Genomic DNA, 17,149 nt, shown 5'->3' with positions numbered 1-17,149 from the left:
CAGTCCCTCGCTTGTTCGATTGGCCAAGGCGCGCAAACGAAGCGACCGTCAGCGTCGCGCCACATCCGAGAAGTAGAACTTGTCCAATGTATGTCGCGACTCGGTGTACTCGAACTGGCGGCCGTCCTGGAGAAAGGTCTGGTTCTTGACCACGATCACATGACTCTGCCCGTCGAGGTCCAGATACTGCTGATCTTCCTTGCTGCAGCGCGCCGCTTCGATGGTGCGTTGGGCGAAGCTGATGTTCAGTTGCAGGGTCTGTTCGATGTAGGCGTAGATCGAGTGTTCGGCAATCTCCCGGTCCAGCCCCGGAATCAGATCGGCGACAAAATGGTTGATGTCGAGAATGATCCGCTTGCCGTCGATTCGCCGTACCCGCTTGATGCGAATGATCGGGCTACCGGGTTCGGCCTGCAGGCGTTCCTGGAGCGCCCCTTCGAGGGGAAACTGACAGAACTCGACCACTTCAGTACTGATCATGTCGCCCAGGCCCGGATGGGTTTCCTGGAAGCTGACGATCCCGCCCAGCTGGAATTCGATCGGGCTGCGTGAGAGTACGAACGTCCCCTTGCCATGGATCTTCTGCGCGAAGCCGCGTTCCTGTAGTTGCTCAATAGCCTTGCGCACGGTGCCACGACTGGCCTGGTAGCTTTCCATCAGCTCGGTTTCCGAGGGCAGCCGCGTACCTTTTTCCAACTGTTCCGTGGTGATGCTGGCAAGCAGATCGCTATAGATCTGGTTGTACTTACTCATGGGGTATCGCCTTGAATCGGAGGTCGGCCTTCAATGCTGGCGGCCGCAGTGTCCTTAAGGTTTGGAACCTTAAGGGCAGGTCAGGTGTTTGTCCATTTGTCGGGTCCTGCAAAAATAATTTTAAACTCGTCTGTACGAGTTGTTGCTTTAACTCGTCTGTACGAGTATTTTTCGTCTCGGCGCACTGCCAATAACGCTCTCCAATAACGCTTTCCAATAACAAGAAATAACGGAAGAAAAGCATGAGCCACGATTATCCGAATATTGCCCGCGAGATTCTCCAGAGTCTCGGTGGGGCTGAAAATCTCGAGCAGGCCGCTCATTGTGTCACCCGTCTGCGTCTGGCGCTGAAAGACCAGAGCCTGGTCAACAACGCCACGCTTTCCCAGATCGATCTGGTCAAAGGCTCGTTCTTCACCGGTGGTTTGTTGCAGGTCGTCATCGGTCCCGGCGAAGTCGAGAAGGTTTATGCCGCTCTGCGCGAGCTGACCGGCCTGGCTGCCTCCACCATTGCCGATGTCAAGCGCAAGGGCGTCGACAAGACCAACGCCATGCAGCGGCTGGTACGGGTGTTCTCCGATGTGTTCATGCCGATCCTGCCAGCGTTGATCATTGCCGGTCTGCTAATGGGCATCAACAACCTGATCGGCGCCAAAGGCATGTTCATTGAGGGCAAGACCCTGCTCGAGGCCTACCCGATGCTGGATGGCGTCTGGAGCCTGATCAACCTGATGGCCAACACCTCTTTCGTGTTTCTTCCTGCGCTGGTCGGTTGGTCGGCGGCCAAGCGCTTTGGTGGCAGCGAGATCCTCGGTATCGTCCTCGGCCTGATGCTGGTCCATCCCGATCTGCTCAATGCCTGGAACTACGGTAAGGCGGTTGCCGGGCTGGACGGGCAGAGCCTGCCGTATTTCGACATCCTTGGGCTGTTCCGCATCGAAAAGGTCGGTTACCAGGGGCAGATCCTGCCGATCCTGTTGGCGGCCTGGGTCATGAGCACTATCGAAAAATGGCTGCGGGCGCGAGTGCCGAATGCGATTCAACTGTTGGTGGTGCCGATCACCACCATCGTGGTCACCGGTGTTCTGGCGTTGGCGGTGATTGGCCCGGTCACCCGGCACCTGGGGATTCTGATCACCGAAGGCGTAGTGATGCTGTTCGATCTGGCACCCATGGTCGGCGGGGCAATTTTCGGCCTGCTTTATGCGCCGCTGGTGATCACTGGTATGCACCACATGTTTCTCGCGGTGGACCTGCAACTGATTGCCACCCAGGGCGGGACCTTTATCTGGCCGATGATCGTCATGTCCAACCTCGCTCAGGGCAGTGCGGCACTGGCAGTGTTTTACATGAGTCGCAATGCACGGGATCGCAGCATGGCCTCGACCTCGGCGATTTCCGCTTACTTCGGTATCACTGAGCCGGCGATGTTCGGCGTCAACCTGCGCTACAAGTTTCCGTTCTACGCCGCGCTGACCGGCTCGGCGCTGGGCAGCATTTTCCTCTCGTTGAACAAGGTTCAGGCCTCGGCCATCGGGGTTGGCGGCCTGCCGGGTTTCATCTCGATCATTCCGCAGTACATCCCGATGTTCGTGGTCGGCATGTTGATTGCGATTGTGGTGCCGTTCGTTCTGACCTGCGGGCTGAGCATGAAGATCATTAGGCCCGGTTATCGCGTGGCCTGAACGATCTATTCGCCGGGACACCGCAGAACACATTGAAGCAATAAGGAGTACGCCATGAAAGACTGGCAGCGTTCGGTGATCTACCAGATCTATCCGAAGAGTTTCTACAGCCACGCCGGCCAGCCGACGGGCGATCTGCTCGGTGTCGTCGACAAGCTCGACTACCTGCACTGGCTGGGCGTTGATTACCTGTGGATCACGCCGTTCCTGCGCTCGCCGCAACGCGACAACGGCTATGACATCAGCGATTACTACGCGATCGACCCAAGCTATGGCTCGATGGCCGACTTCGACCTATTGATAACCGAAGCCGGTAAGCGCGGCATCCAGTTGATGCTCGATATCGTGGTCAGCCACACCTCCATTGAGCACGCCTGGTTTCAGCAGGCGCGCAGCAGCCTCGACGACCCGTATCGGGACTTCTACATCTGGCGCGATCAGCCGAACAACTGGCAGTCGAAGTTCGGTGGTTCGGCATGGGAGTACGAGGCGCAGACCGGTCAGTACTATTTGCACCTGTTCGACCACACCCAGGCCGACCTGAACTGGGATAACCCGCAGGTGCGCGAAGAAGTGTTCGCGATGATGCGCTTCTGGCGCGACAAGGGGGTCGGTGGTTTCCGGCTGGACGTGATCAACCTGATTTCCAAACCGGCGGACTTCCCCGAGGATGAGACTGACGGTCGACGTTTCTACACCGACGGTCCGAACGCTCACCAGTACTTGCAGGAAATGCACCGTGAGGTGTTTGCCGGCCACGACCTGATCAATGTCGGGGAAATGTCTTCGACCAGTCTTGAACACTGCATTCGTTACTCCCGTCCCGACTCGAAAGAGCTGTCGATGACCTTCAACTTCCACCATCTGAAGGTCGATTACCCAAACCTGCAGAAGTGGGTGTGCGCCGATTTCGACTTCCTCGAACTCAAGCGCATCCTTTCCGACTGGCAGACCGGCATGCAGGCGGGTGGCGGCTGGAATGCGCTGTTCTGGTGTAACCACGATCAGCCGCGAGTGGTGTCGCGTTTTGGTGATGACGGCGAGTACCGGGAAGTGTCTGCAAAGATGCTCGCGACTGCACTGCACTGTCTTCAGGGCACACCCTACATTTACCAGGGTGAAGAGTTGGGCATGACCAATCCGGGTTTTACTGCCATCGAGCAGTACCGCGATGTCGAGACCCTGAACATCTATCGCATCAAGCGCGAGGCGGGTGAGTCCGAAACGCAAAGCATGGCGGCGATCATGCAAAAGTCGCGGGACAATGGGCGCACGCCGATGCAGTGGAGCGCTGAGGCGAACGGCGGTTTCAGCAGCGCAGAGCCCTGGATCGGTATGCCGGAAAACGTTGCGCGAATCAATGTCGAGCAGCAACGCGGTGATCAGGACTCCGTGCTGCATCACTATCGCCAACTGATTGCCCTGCGTCGCACTAATGATCTGATTCAGCATGGCGTGTATCGACAATTACTGCCCGAGCACACCCGGATTTGGGCTTACCTGCGTGACGGAGTGGGTGAACGATTACTGGTGCTGAACAACTTCTATGCAACCGCCTGCGAGGTCAACTTGCCGGCTGGGGTGATCACCGACTCGATGTATCAGCGCGTACTGATCAGTAACTACAGCGATTGCCCGCCGCGCGGCCGGCAGTTGTTCTTGCGGCCATACGAGTCATTCGTGCTGTACCTCTCGGATCAATAAGAAAAATCATTCTCTTGAACACGCTCGCATGACACGTGCGCGGGACAACTGCGCTCAAGTATTGGCAGGGCGAACACAATAAAAATAATGGGTGACTAATGAGAACAACACTTAATCGGAGCCTTGCCGCGTGCTGCGTGTGCCTGGCATTGCCACTATCGGCTCAAGCTCTGGAGTTCGCCGGGTATTTGCGTAGCGGTCTGGGGACTTCGCTGAACGGCAGCTCGCAAACCTGTTTTCAGTTGCCCGGAGCGCTGTCGAAATATCGGCTTGGCAACGAATGCGAACAGTACGCCGAACTGGAGTTGAGTCAGGATCTGCTCACCCTCGACGATGGTTCGGTACTCAGTGTCGATGGCATGGCATCTCTGTATAACCACTATGACCGTAGCCTGACCTTTCAAGGCGATGATGGTTCGGTACGGATGCCGCAGTTGTATGCGCAATGGTCGAAGCTGCCTGCTCTGAACGGTGGCTCGTTGTGGGCCGGTCGGCGTTACTACAAGCGTAACGATATCCATATTTCCGACTTCTACTACTGGAACCAGAGCGGAACCGGCGCAGGTATCGAGGACGTGAAGATTGGCGACCTGAAGTACAGCTACGCCTTTTCTCGCAAGGACAATCTGTACCAGAAGGACTACATCAACCGTCACGACTTCAACGTCTCGGGCTTCAAGACCAACCCCGGCGGTGAGCTGGAGTTCGGCCTGAGCTACATCGATGCGCCGGACCGCCGCGACACTCACCAAGGCTGGGCAATCACTGGCCAGCATGTACAGACCGGGTTTCTCGGCGGCAAGAACAAACTGGCTTTGCAATACGGTGAAGGCCCCGGCACCGGCCTGGGCTACACCGGCGATGTCGGCCTTGATGCGGGCAATAAAAGCTATCGGGTAGTGGAATTCTTCGACTGGCAGGTGACACCCCGTTTTGGCGGGCAGGTCGAGGCGGTCTATCAGAAAGACATCCGCCCGGATGGCAATGGGCAGAACTGGATCTCTCTCGGTATTCGCCCGTCCTATGCCATTACCGACCAGTTCAAGCTGGTCACCGAACTGGGTCATGATCAGGTCGAAGCGGCAGGCGGGACGCGCAAGCTGAGCAAGTTCACCTTCGCGCCGACCTGGTCACCCAAGGGGCCGGATTTCTGGGATCGCCCGGAAGTCCGTCTCTACTACACCTACGCCAGTTGGAACGCGGCGGCCCAGCGTGCGGCCAGCGAGTTGGCGGCGGGTTCGGCGTTGTCCGACAGCGGCGCTTTCGGCAATGCGTTGCATGGGTCGAATGTCGGTTTGCAGGTCGAGTATTGGTGGAAATAGGCGATGCTGGCGGGGCAGTCGCTGCGCCAGCGCTTTAAACAGCTCTTCAAATAGCTCTTAAAACCAGAGCAGCAGGTAACGTCATGACCGCAACCCAACGCTTGGAACTACTCGCGCCCCTGTCCGGGGTTCTGATGCCGCTCGAACAGGTGCCTGATCCGGTGTTTTCCAGCCGTCTGATCGGCGATGGCGTGTGCATCGATCCCACGTCCAACGTCCTTCGGGCGCCGTTGGCCGGCGTGATCAGCAATGTGCAGGACAGTGGTCATGCCATCAGCATTACCGACGAGCGTGGCGTCCAGGTGTTGATGCACATCGGCCTGGACACTGTGAACCTGGCGGGCAAGGGCTTCATACGGTTGGTCAAGGAGGGCGAGCGGGTCGAGGTCGGGCAGGGGCTGATCGAGTTCGATGCGGACTACATCGCCTTGCACGCGCGTAGTCTGTTGACGCTGATGCTGGTGGTCAGTGGGGAAAAGATCCGTGCCTTGGCTCCGGCCACCGGTTTGATCGAGTGCGGGCAGCCGTTATTGGGGCTGAGCCTGGGCGATGAGTCTGTGAGTGGCAAGGCACAAGGGGCTGGTCCTGGGGACGTGCAAGCGCAGGCGGTGTTCTCCGCGCCGGTATCGCTACCCAACCACAACGGTCTGCACGCGCGTCCGGCAGCGGTGTTTGCCCATGCCGCCAAGGATTTCGTCGCGACCATCAGCCTGCACAAGGGAGAGGCCAGTGCCAACGCCAAATCCCTGGTGGCGATCATGGCGTTGCAGACCGTTCAGGGCGATGCGCTACGGGTCAGTGCTACGGGAGTCGATGCCGAGTTGGCGCTCGAGACGCTGGTCGAACTGATTGCCGCTGGATGTGGCGAAACGGCTGACGTAGCCTCAGTCAGCGAGCCGATGGCTGTGGTCATCCCTGCTGAGGCGTTGTTGACGAACCTGCTGCGTGGCGTGTGCGCGTCACCGGGGTCGGCGTTGGGTCGAGTGGTCCAGGTCGCCGAACAGGCACTTATGGTCAGTGAAGCCGGTGCTGGCGAAACCGTCGAACAGCAGCGTCTGCATCAGGCGTTGAGCCAGGCTCGGCTGGCCTTGCAAGATTTGCAGGATGCGTCGGTCGGCAGTCCACAAGCGGCGATCTTCCTTGCGCACCAGCAACTGTTGGACGACCCGACCTTGCTCGAACAGGCTCAGGTGCTGATTGTTCAGGGCAAGAGTGCTGCCTTCGCCTGGAAAAGCGCGACCGAAGCGACCTCCAGCCTTTTTCAAAGCCTGGGCAGCCAGCTGCTGGCCGAGCGCGCGCTGGATCTGGCGGATGTTGGCCAACGGGTGCTCAAGCTGCTGCTCGGTGTGCAGGACAGCGTATGGGAGTTGCCGGAGAACGCCATTCTGATTGCCGATCAACTCACCCCATCGCAGACTGCCGGGCTGGACACCAGCAAGGTACTGGGTTTCGCCACGGTCGGCGGCGGAGCTACCAGTCATGTCGCGATTCTTGCCCGGGCTTTCGGCTTGCCGGCCTTGTGCGGGCTGCCGATCCAAGTACTGACAGTCCCCAGTGGTACGCACGTGTTACTCGATGCCGATCAGGGCCAATTGCACCTTGATCCGTCCCAGGGCGATATCGAGCAGCTGCAGCGCAAGCGTCAGCAGCAACGACTACAGCGTCAACGGGAGACCGAGCAAGCGTCACAGGCCGCGTGCACCCGCGATGGTCACCACTTCGAAGTGACCGCCAACGTGGCGTCGCTGCAAGAGGTGCAGCAGGCGCTGGAACTCGGCGGTGAAGGCGTGGGCCTGCTGCGCTCCGAGTTCCTCTATCTGGATCGCAGCAGTGCACCGGGTCATGCGGAGCAGAGCGCCACTTACTCCGCCATCGCTCAGGCGCTGGGGGCGGAACGCAATCTAGTGGTGCGCACGCTGGATGTCGGCGGCGACAAACCGCTGGCCTACGTGCCGATGGACAGCGAGGCCAACCCCTTCCTCGGCATGCGCGGTATTCGCCTGTGTCTGCAGCGTCCCGAATTGTTGCGCCAGCAGTTACGGGCAATTCTTGCCTGCGCCGGGCAGACTCGTTTGCACATCATGCTGCCGATGGTCACCCAGCTTTCCGAGCTGCGGCAGGCTCGTCAGTTATTGGAAGAGGAAGCGCTAGCGCTGGGGCTCAATGCGTTGCCGAAACTCGGCATCATGATCGAAGTCCCGGCTGCAGCCTTGATGGCTGATCTGTTTGCGCCTGAAGTGGATTTCTTTTCCATCGGTACCAACGACCTGACTCAGTACACCTTGGCCATGGATCGCGACCACCCGCAGTTGGCGAGCCAGGCCGACAGCTTTCACCCAGCGGTGCTGCGCTTGATTGCCGGCACCGTGAAAGCCGCTCATGCTCACGGCAAATGGGTCGGCGTCTGTGGTGCACTGGCCTCTGAGACCCTGGCAGTGCCGGTATTGCTCGGGCTAGGGGTCGATGAATTGTCGGTCAGCGTGCCGCTGATTCCGGCCATCAAAGCGGCGATCCGCGAAGTCAGTCTGAGCGACTGCCAGGCCATCGCCCAACAGGTGCTGGGCCTGGAAAGCGCCGCACAGGTGCGTGAGGTGTTGCACCACCACCATCAACAGACAGCGGTGATTACCCCGTTGGTATTGGAGAGCTGAGCATGTTCGAAAAATTGCATCGGATGTTCTGGAGAGCGCTGACGCCGGATTTGGTGCCGGATCAGGTTAAGGTTACGGCTCCATCGGATAACGCGTTGGCTGTTCAGCCGGAGGTGATTGCTGCGTTGGGTGGTTTGAACAACCTCAAGTCCCGGCAACGGGTCGCCCTGACGCGCTTACGGGTGGAATTGCACGATGCCGCGCAGATGGATCGAACGGCTCTGTCTGCTGCTGGCGTCGCGGGCGTGATGACGTTGTCGGAAGGTGTCTTTCATTTACTGGTGGGGTTGGAGGCCGCTGACGCTCCGTAAATGACGGTCTGTCGCCTCCCAACCCGCGGCCAGTCGCCGCGCAGCCCTTACTGTTGCTCAACTGCGGGTGTATCGTATTCGCCTTTTGCGGGCGCTGGTCTGCTTCTGATACGTGAGGTGACTACGTTTATGAGACAACCGCAGATTATTGATCGCAGTCAGGATCAACACTTCATGCGTGAAGCCTTGGTGCTGGCTGCGCAGGGTGCCATCCTGGGTGAAGTGCCGGTGGGCGCGGTCGTGGTGCAGGACGGTGAAATCATTGGGCGCGGCTTCAACTGCCCGATCAGTGGTAGCGACCCCAGCGCCCACGCCGAAATGGTCGCCATCCGCGCTGCCGCCCAGGCACTCAGCAACTATCGGCTGCCGGGCAGCACCCTCTATGTCACCCTCGAACCGTGCAGCATGTGCGCGGGCTTGATCGTGCATTCCCGCATCGCCCGCGTGGTCTACGGCGCGCTCGAACCCAAGGCAGGCATCGTCCAGAGTCAGGGACAGTTCTTCAGTCAGGGTTTTCTCAACCATCGCGTGTTGTTCGAAGGGGGTGTACTGGCAGAGGAGTGCGGGACGATGCTGAGTGAGTTCTTCAGGGCGCGGCGGGCGAAAGTCTGACGCGTGATCAACGTGGAGATCCCGCCCCGTCTTCGACGCCGCGCTGTCGCGCAGCAAGCTCGGTCGGGTGTAGGAGCTGACTTGTCTGCGATAAGGGCCGAAGGACCTTCCGACGATGGTGGGTTCACCATTTTTGCCAGCGCTTCGCACTGGATCGCAGACAAGTCAGCTCCTACAATCGATCAGCGCCTAGTCGAAAAATATCGGAAATAAAATATTATTTATCAATGATTTATAGGTTGTTTGATAGGAGATCCCGCCCCGTCTTCGACGCCGCGCTGTCGCGCAGCAAGCTCGGTCTGGGTGTAGGAGCTGACTTGTCTGCGATAAGGGCCGAAGGACCTTCCGACGATGGTGGGTTCACCATTTTTGCCAGCGCTTTGAACTGGATCGCAGACAAGTCAGCTCCTACAATTGATCAGCGCCTAGTCGAAAAATATCGGAAATAAAATATTATTTATCAATGATTTATAGGTTGTTTGATAGGAGATCCCGCCCCGTCTTCGACGCCGCGCTGTCGCGCAGCAAACACGGTCAATGTAGGAGCGCGCTTGCCCGCGATCGGCTGCGGAGCAGTCGCAAAGTCGGCGAACTCGATTCTGGCAGTAGAACTGTGCTCCGCATTTTCGGGACCGCTTCGCGGTCCATCGCGGGCAAGCGCGCTCCTACAAAATAATCTTTTTATTTCAAATGGTTATGCATTGTTTGATAGGAGCTGGCTTGCCGCATCAAACTCAAAGCGCCGGATTCTCTTCGGTCGGTTTGGTCTTGTCCACGCCCGGCACGTGCAGGTTGCCGTCGGCGACCTGGCTGCCTTCGAGCTGTGGCTGTGTGACCCACGTGAGGATGTCGTAATAACGCCGGATGTTGGCGACAAAATGCACCGGTTCGCCGCCTCGGGCATAGCCGTAGCGGGTTTTTCGGTACCACTGTTTTTGTGCCAGACGCGGCAGCATTTTTTTAACGTCGAGCCATTTATTTGGATTCAGGCCCTCGTTTTCGGCCAATTTGCGCGCATCGTCCAGATGACCGCTACCGACGTTGTAGGCAGCGAGAGCCAGCCATGTACGATCGGGCTCTTCAATTTTGTCATCCAGCTGATCCTTCATGTAGGCATAGTACTTTGCCCCACCCTCGATGCTCTGCTTGGCGTCCAACCGGTTGGCAACACCCATGGCCTGAGCCGTGTTTTGGGTCAGCATCATCATGCCGCGCACACCGGTTTTCGAGGTGACGTCGGCTTGCCATAACGATTCCTGATAGCCGATAGCGGCCAGCAGTCGCCAATCCACCTGTTCTTCCTTGGCCGATGTGCGGAAGTGTTTTTCATAACGCGGCAAACGCTGCTGAAGATGCTGGGCGAAGGTGTAGGCACCGACATAGCCGAGTACGTCGACATGCCCGTAATAGCGATCTTTCAAGTGTTGTAGCGTGCCGTTCTTCTCGACCTTGTCGAGGAAACTGTTGATCTCGTTCAGCAGGCTGTTGTCTTCGCCCGGCGCGACGGCCCAGCGCTGATCACGGCCATCACCGAGGTCGAAGGCGACGCGCACGTTGGGGAAGTACACCTGATTCATCGCCAATTCATTGGAATCGACCAGGGTCAGATCGATCTGCCCCTCATCCACCATGCGCAGCAGGTCGACCACCTCCACCGCGTCGGATTCTTCGTATTCCAGTTTCGGCATTTTCAGTTTCAGTGTGGCCAGCTGTTCGGCATGACTGCTGCCCTTGAGCACCATAATCTTTTTGCCGACCAGATCGGCGGCGGAGGTTGGGCGGGACTGGCCGTTGCGGTAGATAACCTGGGGGGTGACTTGCAGGTACGGATGGGAAAAACGCACCTGCTGTTTGCGTTTATCAGTGGCGACCAGGCCCGCAGCGGCCAGTACCGGGCCGCCGGGCTTATGTATTTGGTCGAATAAATCATCGAGGTTATCGGCGGTTTCGATCTTCAACTTGACGCCAAGGTCCTCGGCGAAGCGCTTGACCAGCTCGTATTCGAAGCCGGTTTCACCGTTGCGATCCTGGAAATAAGTGGCCGGGCTGTTACGAGTGACAACGCGCAGAACGCCATCCTCCTTGACTCGCTCCAATGTGTTGGGTTTCTCAACACAGGCGCCGAGTATCAGGAAGAGTCCGGTTGCGATGAGCCATTTGACACAGCGCGGGCGGAAAGCGGATTGGGAAAACATGGGTGCAGTATACGCAAAGGACCCCCACCGCCATATCTCGACAGTGACGACCTTGTCTGATAGGGCGAGGTCGTTCTCGGGCCGCCGACATTCGGCCACGTTAGAAACCACCGTTTTGGGTGCTGAAAGGGCCGGTTTAGGCTAGAATGCACGGCCTCAAAGCACACCCCTTCCCGAGGCTGTCCCGAAGATGTTGATCCTGCGCGGTGCTCCTGCCCTTTCTGCCTTCCGCCACAGCAAATTACTTGAGCAACTGAAACAGAAAGTTTCAGCTGTCAGTGGCTTGTATGCTGAATTCGCCCACTTCGCTGAGGTCGCTGGCGTTCTGACCGGTGAAGAACAGCAGGTCCTTGCCCGCCTTCTGAAATACGGCCCCAAGGTGCCGGTTCAAGAACCAGGCGGCCGACTGTTTCTGGTGCTGCCGCGTTTCGGCACCATTTCGCCATGGTCGAGCAAGGCCAGCGATATTGCCCGCAACTGCGGTCTGGCAAAAATCCAGCGCCTTGAGCGCGGTATCGCTTTCTACGTAGAAGGCCAGTTCAGCGAGGCAGAGGCCGAGCTGATCGCCAGCGGCCTGCATGACCGTATGACGCAGTTGGTGTTGGGCTCGCTGGAACAGGCCGCCGGTCTGTTCAGCCACGCCGAACCCAAGCCGCTGACAGCCATCGATGTGCTGGGTGGCGGTCGCGCCGCGCTGGAGAAAGCCAACGTCGAGTTGGGCCTGGCCCTGGCAGATGACGAAATCGATTACCTGGTGACCAGCTTTGCCGCTCTGGGGCGCAACCCCCACGACATCGAGCTGATGATGTTCGCTCAGGCCAACTCCGAGCACTGCCGACACAAGATCTTCAATGCCAGCTGGGATATCGACGGCGAGAATCAGGAAAAAAGCCTGTTCGGCATGATCAAGAACACCTTCCAGATGCACGGCGAAGGTGTCCTCTCTGCGTACAAGGACAACGCCGCGGTCATCGTCGGCCCGGTCGCCGGTCGTTTCTTCCCGGACCCTGAAACCCGCCAGTACGGCGCGGTGCAGGAGCCGGTGCATATTTTGATGAAGGTCGAGACCCACAACCACCCGACCGCGATTGCCCCGTTTCCGGGTGCTTCCACCGGTTCCGGTGGTGAGATTCGCGACGAAGGTGCAACCGGTCGCGGTGCCAAGCCGAAAGCCGGCCTGACCGGTTTTACCGTGTCGAACCTGCAAATCCCCGGTTTCGAGCAGCCTTGGGAAGTGCCGTACGGCAAACCAGAGCGCATCGTGACGGCGCTGGACATCATGCTCGAAGGCCCGCTGGGTGGCGCGGCGTTCAACAACGAGTTCGGACGTCCGGCCCTGACCGGTTACTTCCGGACCTTCGAACAATCGATCAGCACCCCGCACGGTGATGAAGTCCGTGGTTACCACAAGCCGATCATGCTGGCCGGTGGTATGGGCAACATCCGTGACGAACACGTACAGAAGGCTGAAATCACTGTCGGCTCCAAGCTGATCGTGCTCGGCGGTCCGGCGATGTTGATCGGTCTGGGTGGTGGTGCAGCGTCGTCGATGGCGACCGGCACCAGCTCGGCGGATCTGGATTTCGCTTCGGTTCAGCGTGAAAACCCTGAGATGGAGCGTCGCTGCCAGGAAGTGATCGACCGTTGCTGGCAACTGGGCGATCAAAACCCGATCAGCTTTATTCACGACGTCGGCGCGGGCGGTCTGTCCAACGCCTTCCCGGAACTGGTCAACGATGGTGGTCGCGGCGGCCGTTTCGAGCTGCGCAACATCCCGAATGACGAGCCGGGCATGGCCCCGCTGGAAATCTGGAGCAACGAGTCCCAGGAACGTTACGTGATGGCCGTTGGCGCTGCGGATTTCGAGCGCTTCAAAGCCATTTGCGAACGTGAGCGTTGCCCGTTTGCCGTCGTCGGTGAAGCCACCGCCGAGCCGCAATTGACGGTCACTGACAGTCACTTCGGCAACAGCCCGGTGGATATGCCGCTGGAAGTGCTGTTGGGCAAAGCGCCGCGCATGCACCGTTCGGCCGTTCGCGAAGACGAACTGGGTGATGACTTCGACCCGAGCACCCTCGACATCGAAGAGAGCGTCACCCGCGTTCTGCATCACCCGGCAGTTGCCAGCAAAAGCTTCCTGATCACCATCGGCGACCGCACCATTACCGGTCTGGTCGCTCGCGATCAAATGGTTGGCCGGTGGCAAGTGCCAGTGGCTGACTGTGCCGTGACGGCGACCAGCTTCGACGTGAACACTGGTGAAGCCATGGCCATGGGCGAGCGCACACCGCTGGCCCTGCTGGACGCTCCGGCGTCTGGACGGATGGCGATTGGTGAAACCCTGACCAACATCGTTGCTTCACGCATCGCGAAAATTTCCGATATCAAACTGTCGGCCAACTGGATGTCCGCTGCCGGTCACCCCGGTGAAGACGCCCGTTTGTACGACACCGTGAAAGCGGTCGGCATGGAGCTGTGCCCTGAGCTGGGCATCACGATTCCGGTGGGCAAGGACTCCATGTCCATGAAAACCCAATGGCGTGATGAAGGCACCGACAAGAGCGTGACCTCGCCGCTGTCGCTGATCGTGACCGGCTTCGCGCCAGTGACCGATATCCGCAAGACCATGACCCCTGCACTGCGCATGGACAAGGGCGAAACCGACCTGATCCTGATCGATCTGGGCCGTGGTCAGAACCGCATGGGCGCCTCGATTCTTGCCCAGGTGCACGGCAAGTTGGGTCGCGTCGCGCCAGACGTGGACGATGCTGAAGACCTCAAAGCCTTCTTCGCCGTGATCCAGGGCCTGAACGCCGACGGTCACTTGTTGGCCTATCACGACCGTTCCGATGGTGGCCTGTTGGTCACCACGCTGGAAATGGCCTTCGCCGGTCACTGCGGTTTGAACCTGTACCTCGACGGTCTGGCAGAAACCTCGGCCGAACTGGCTGCGATTCTGTTCAACGAAGAGTTGGGCGCAGTGATTCAGGTTCGCCAGGACGACACGCCGGACGTGCTTGCGCAGTTCAGCGCGGCCGGTCTTGAGGATTGCGTCGCGGTCATCGGTCAGCCGGTGAACAACGACGAAGTGGCCATCAGCTTCAATGGTGAGCCGGTGTTCGGTGGTCAACGTCATCTGCTGCAACGTCAATGGGCCGAGACCAGCTATCAGATCCAGCGTCTGCGTGACAACGTCGAATGCGCCGAACAAGAGTTCGACGTGTTGCTCGAAGAAGACAACCCCGGCCTGAGCGTCAAGGTTGGCTTCGATGTGAACGACAACATCAGCGCGCCGTACATCAAGAAAGGCATTCGTCCACAAGTAGCGGTCCTGCGTGAGCAGGGCGTCAACGGTCAGGTCGAGATGGCGGCTGCGTTCGATCGCGCCGGCTTCAACGCCATCGATGTGCACATGAGCGATATCCTCGCCGGTCGCGTCGATCTGGACGAGTTCAAAGGGCTGGTAGCCTGCGGTGGTTTCTCCTACGGCGACGTACTCGGCGCGGGCGAAGGCTGGGCCAAGTCAGCGTTGTTCAACAGCCGCGCCCGGGATGCCTTCCAGGGCTTCTTCGAGCGTCAGGACAGCTTCACCCTCGGCGTGTGCAACGGTTGCCAGATGTTGTCCAACCTGCGCGAACTGATTCCGGGCAGCGAGTTCTGGCCACACTTCGTACGCAACCGCTCCGAGCAGTTCGAAGCGCGGGTAGCGATGGTTCAGGTGCAGGAGTCGCCATCGATCTTCCTGCAAGGCATGGCCGGTTCGCGCATGCCAATCGCCATCGCCCACGGTGAAGGTCATGCCGAGTTCTCGAGCGCAGAAGCCTTGCTCGAAGCCGATCTGTCTGGCTCCGTGGCAATGCGTTTTGTCGACAACCACGGCAAGGTTACCGAAAAGTATCCAGCCAACCCGAACGGTTCGCCGCGCGGGATCACCGGCCTCACCAACCGCGACGGTCGCGTCACCATCATGATGCCGCACCCTGAGCGTGTATTCCGTGCCGTGCAGAACTCCTGGCGTCCGGAAGAGTGGAACGAAGACGGTGCCTGGATGCGCATGTTCCGCAATGCGCGTGTATGGGTGAACTGACAGGCGAAGATCGAGCCATGTACAAACTCAGCTTTTTCGTTCCGCCGAGCCATGTTGAAGAGGTCAAGAACGCTGTATTCGCCGCAGGTGCCGGGCGAATCGGCGCTTATGACAGCTGCTCGTGGCAGGTGCTGGGTCAAGGCCAGTTTCGCCCGTTGGATGGCAGCCAGCCGTTCATAGGGCAGACTGGCGAGATCGAGCAGGTGCAGGAATGGAAGGTCGAGCTGGTAGTGACTGACGATTTGATCGCTCAAGTAGTGATGGCTCTGAAACAGAGCCATCCCTATGAAACACCGGCTTATGAAGTGTGGAAGCTGGCTGATTTATGAATCAGTGACACCGTCATCGCTTTTACAACCTCAAGCTTCCCCACCATCGGCCGCAACACCTCGCTCAACCCTTGGGCGCGACTGCCGATCAGCACATGCCACACGCCATTCTCCAGTGGGCTCAAACCCTGACTACCCAACGCCTTCAACCGACTTTCGGCAATCTGCTGGCCCTCGCTCAGCTGTACCCGTAGACGCGTCATTGCGATGCAGTCCAGTTGCATAACCTTGCTGCCGCCCAGCGCTGCGAACCATTGTTGCGCTTCATGAGCATTCACGACCTGCGCCTGCGGTTCGATCTCGATCCCGGTCAGGGCGGTGGTTTCAGTGCTAGGTAGCTGTTCGCGACCCGGGGTTTTCAATTGGAAGCGACGGATGCAGTAATCGAACACCAAGTAGTACACCACCGCATAGACCAGGCCTAGCGGGAAGATCATCCAGCCGTTGGAGGACTTGCCCCAGCCCAGCACCATATCGATAGCGCCACCGGAGAAGGTGAAGCCCAGATGAATATCGAGCAGGTCGGTCAGCGCCATGGACAACCCGGTCAACACCGCGTGGATCAGGTACAGCAGCGGCGCGAGGAACATGAAGGCGAACTCCACCGGTTCGCTCACTCCGGTCAGAAACGAGGTCAGCGCCATGCACAGCAGAACCCCGCCGATCAGTTTGCGTTGGCAGGGCAGGGCGTTGCGGTACATCGCCAGACACGCCGCCGGCAGCCCGAACATCATCATGGGGAACATGCCGGCCATGAACTGCCCGGCATTCGGGTCCCCCGCGAAATAGCGCGCCAGATCGCCGGTCACCCTGCGCCCGGTGTCCGGATCGGTGAAGGTACCGAACACGAACCACACCAGATTATTCAGGATGTGATGCAGGCCGGTGACGATCAGGAGGCGGTTCATCACGCCAAAGGCGAAGGCGCCGACGCTGCCGCTTTCCAGCATCAGCTTACCGAGGCCGTTGATGCCTTCTTGCAAGGGCGGCCAGATCAGGCCGAATATCAGGCCCAGACCGACTGCCACCAGCCCGGTGGCAATGGGCACAAAGTGTCGTCCGCCGAAGAACGCCAGATACTCCGGTAGCGTGATGTCCATGAAGCGGTTGTACAGGGCGCCGCCTATCAGGCCGCTGATGATCCCCGCGAGCATGCCCATGTCGATCTTCGGGTCGAGTACCTTGAGCGTGGAAATCATCACCAGGTATCCGATGGCTCCGGCCAGCCCGGCAATGCCGTTGTTGTCGCGGGCGAAACCCACGGCGATGCCGATGGCGAAAATCAGCGCCAGGTTGGCAAAGATCGCATTGCCGGCGGCGTGAGCGATCGCGATGTTCAGCAGGTCGGTATCACCCAGACGCAGCAGCAGGCCAGCGATCGGCAAGATGGCGATGGGCAGCATCAGCGCGCGGCCAAGCTGCTGCAAACCTTCGAGCAGGCGCTGGTACATGGCGTTTCTCCTTATTGTTGTGAGTCCGGCGTTCGGTGTTGTTGGCAGC

At 59.1% G+C, this 17,149-nt stretch carries 11 protein-coding genes; 8 read left to right on the top strand and 3 right to left on the bottom strand.

The genetic code is table 11. The annotated features are described in order from the left end of the window. Positions 1 to 48: 48 nt before the first annotated feature. Entirely contained in the window at positions 49 to 753 is a 705-nt protein-coding gene (gene treR / locus AC1MEE_RS19455; protein ID WP_480411210.1) for a trehalose operon repressor, read from the bottom strand. Between the two features lie 242 nt (positions 754 to 995). On the opposite strand from treR, the gene treP reads away from it, so the two are divergent. From treP to tadA, 6 genes are all read left to right on the top strand, one after another. Continuing rightward, complete coding sequence (treP, locus tag AC1MEE_RS19450) at positions 996 to 2,438, top strand: PTS system trehalose-specific EIIBC component (protein ID WP_480411209.1); 1,443 nt, start codon at positions 996 to 998, stop codon at positions 2,436 to 2,438. Between the two features lie 54 nt (positions 2,439 to 2,492). After that, entirely contained in the window at positions 2,493 to 4,142 is a 1,650-nt protein-coding gene (gene treC, locus AC1MEE_RS19445) for an alpha,alpha-phosphotrehalase (protein ID WP_480411208.1), read from the top strand. A 98-nt stretch (positions 4,143 to 4,240) separates the two neighbouring features. Next, entirely contained in the window at positions 4,241 to 5,464 is a 1,224-nt protein-coding gene (locus tag AC1MEE_RS19440) for a carbohydrate porin (RefSeq protein ID WP_480411207.1), read from the top strand. Between the two features lie 83 nt (positions 5,465 to 5,547). Further along, positions 5,548 to 8,115 carry a phosphoenolpyruvate--protein phosphotransferase gene (ptsP, locus tag AC1MEE_RS19435; RefSeq protein WP_480411206.1) on the top strand — a complete coding sequence of 856 codons (2,568 nt, stop codon included), beginning with the start codon at positions 5,548 to 5,550 and terminating at the stop codon, positions 8,113 to 8,115. A gap of 2 nt (positions 8,116 to 8,117) precedes the next feature. After that, positions 8,118 to 8,426: a PTS sugar transporter subunit IIB gene (locus tag AC1MEE_RS19430; RefSeq protein ID WP_480411205.1), complete on the top strand. Its 309-nt coding sequence runs from the start codon at positions 8,118 to 8,120 to the stop codon at positions 8,424 to 8,426. 129 nt (positions 8,427 to 8,555) lie between these two features. Further along, positions 8,556 to 9,038 (top strand): tRNA adenosine(34) deaminase TadA, encoded by a 483-nt coding sequence (gene tadA / locus AC1MEE_RS19425; protein ID WP_480411204.1) that lies wholly within the window; start codon positions 8,556 to 8,558, stop codon positions 9,036 to 9,038. 734 nt (positions 9,039 to 9,772) lie between these two features. Here tadA and mltF read toward each other — a convergent pair. Continuing rightward, a complete protein-coding gene (gene mltF / locus AC1MEE_RS19420; RefSeq protein WP_480411203.1) occupies positions 9,773 to 11,233 on the bottom strand; it encodes a membrane-bound lytic murein transglycosylase MltF in 1,461 nt (486 codons plus the stop codon). A 190-nt stretch (positions 11,234 to 11,423) separates the two neighbouring features. Here mltF and purL point away from each other — a divergent pair, with 190 nt between their 5' ends. Next, on the top strand, positions 11,424 to 15,320 hold the full coding sequence (purL, locus tag AC1MEE_RS19415) for a phosphoribosylformylglycinamidine synthase (RefSeq protein ID WP_480411202.1): 3,897 nt from the start codon (positions 11,424 to 11,426) through the stop codon (positions 15,318 to 15,320). Positions 15,321 to 15,337: 17 nt separating this feature from the next. After that, positions 15,338 to 15,649 carry a divalent cation tolerance protein CutA gene (gene cutA / locus AC1MEE_RS19410; RefSeq protein WP_480411201.1) on the top strand — a complete coding sequence of 104 codons (312 nt, stop codon included), beginning with the start codon at positions 15,338 to 15,340 and terminating at the stop codon, positions 15,647 to 15,649. Here cutA and AC1MEE_RS19405 read toward each other — a convergent pair. After that, the gene (locus AC1MEE_RS19405) at positions 15,619 to 17,100 is read right to left on the bottom strand and encodes a PTS transporter subunit EIIC (RefSeq protein ID WP_480411200.1); all 1,482 of its coding nucleotides are present in this window, start codon (positions 17,098 to 17,100) and stop codon (positions 15,619 to 15,621) included. The genes cutA and AC1MEE_RS19405 overlap by 31 nt on opposite strands. Positions 17,101 to 17,149: the final 49 nt, after the last annotated feature.

The sequence above is a fragment of the Pseudomonas sp. ASL3 genome (assembly GCF_056680425.1).
This window is presented reverse-complemented; position numbering and strand designations above follow the sequence as displayed.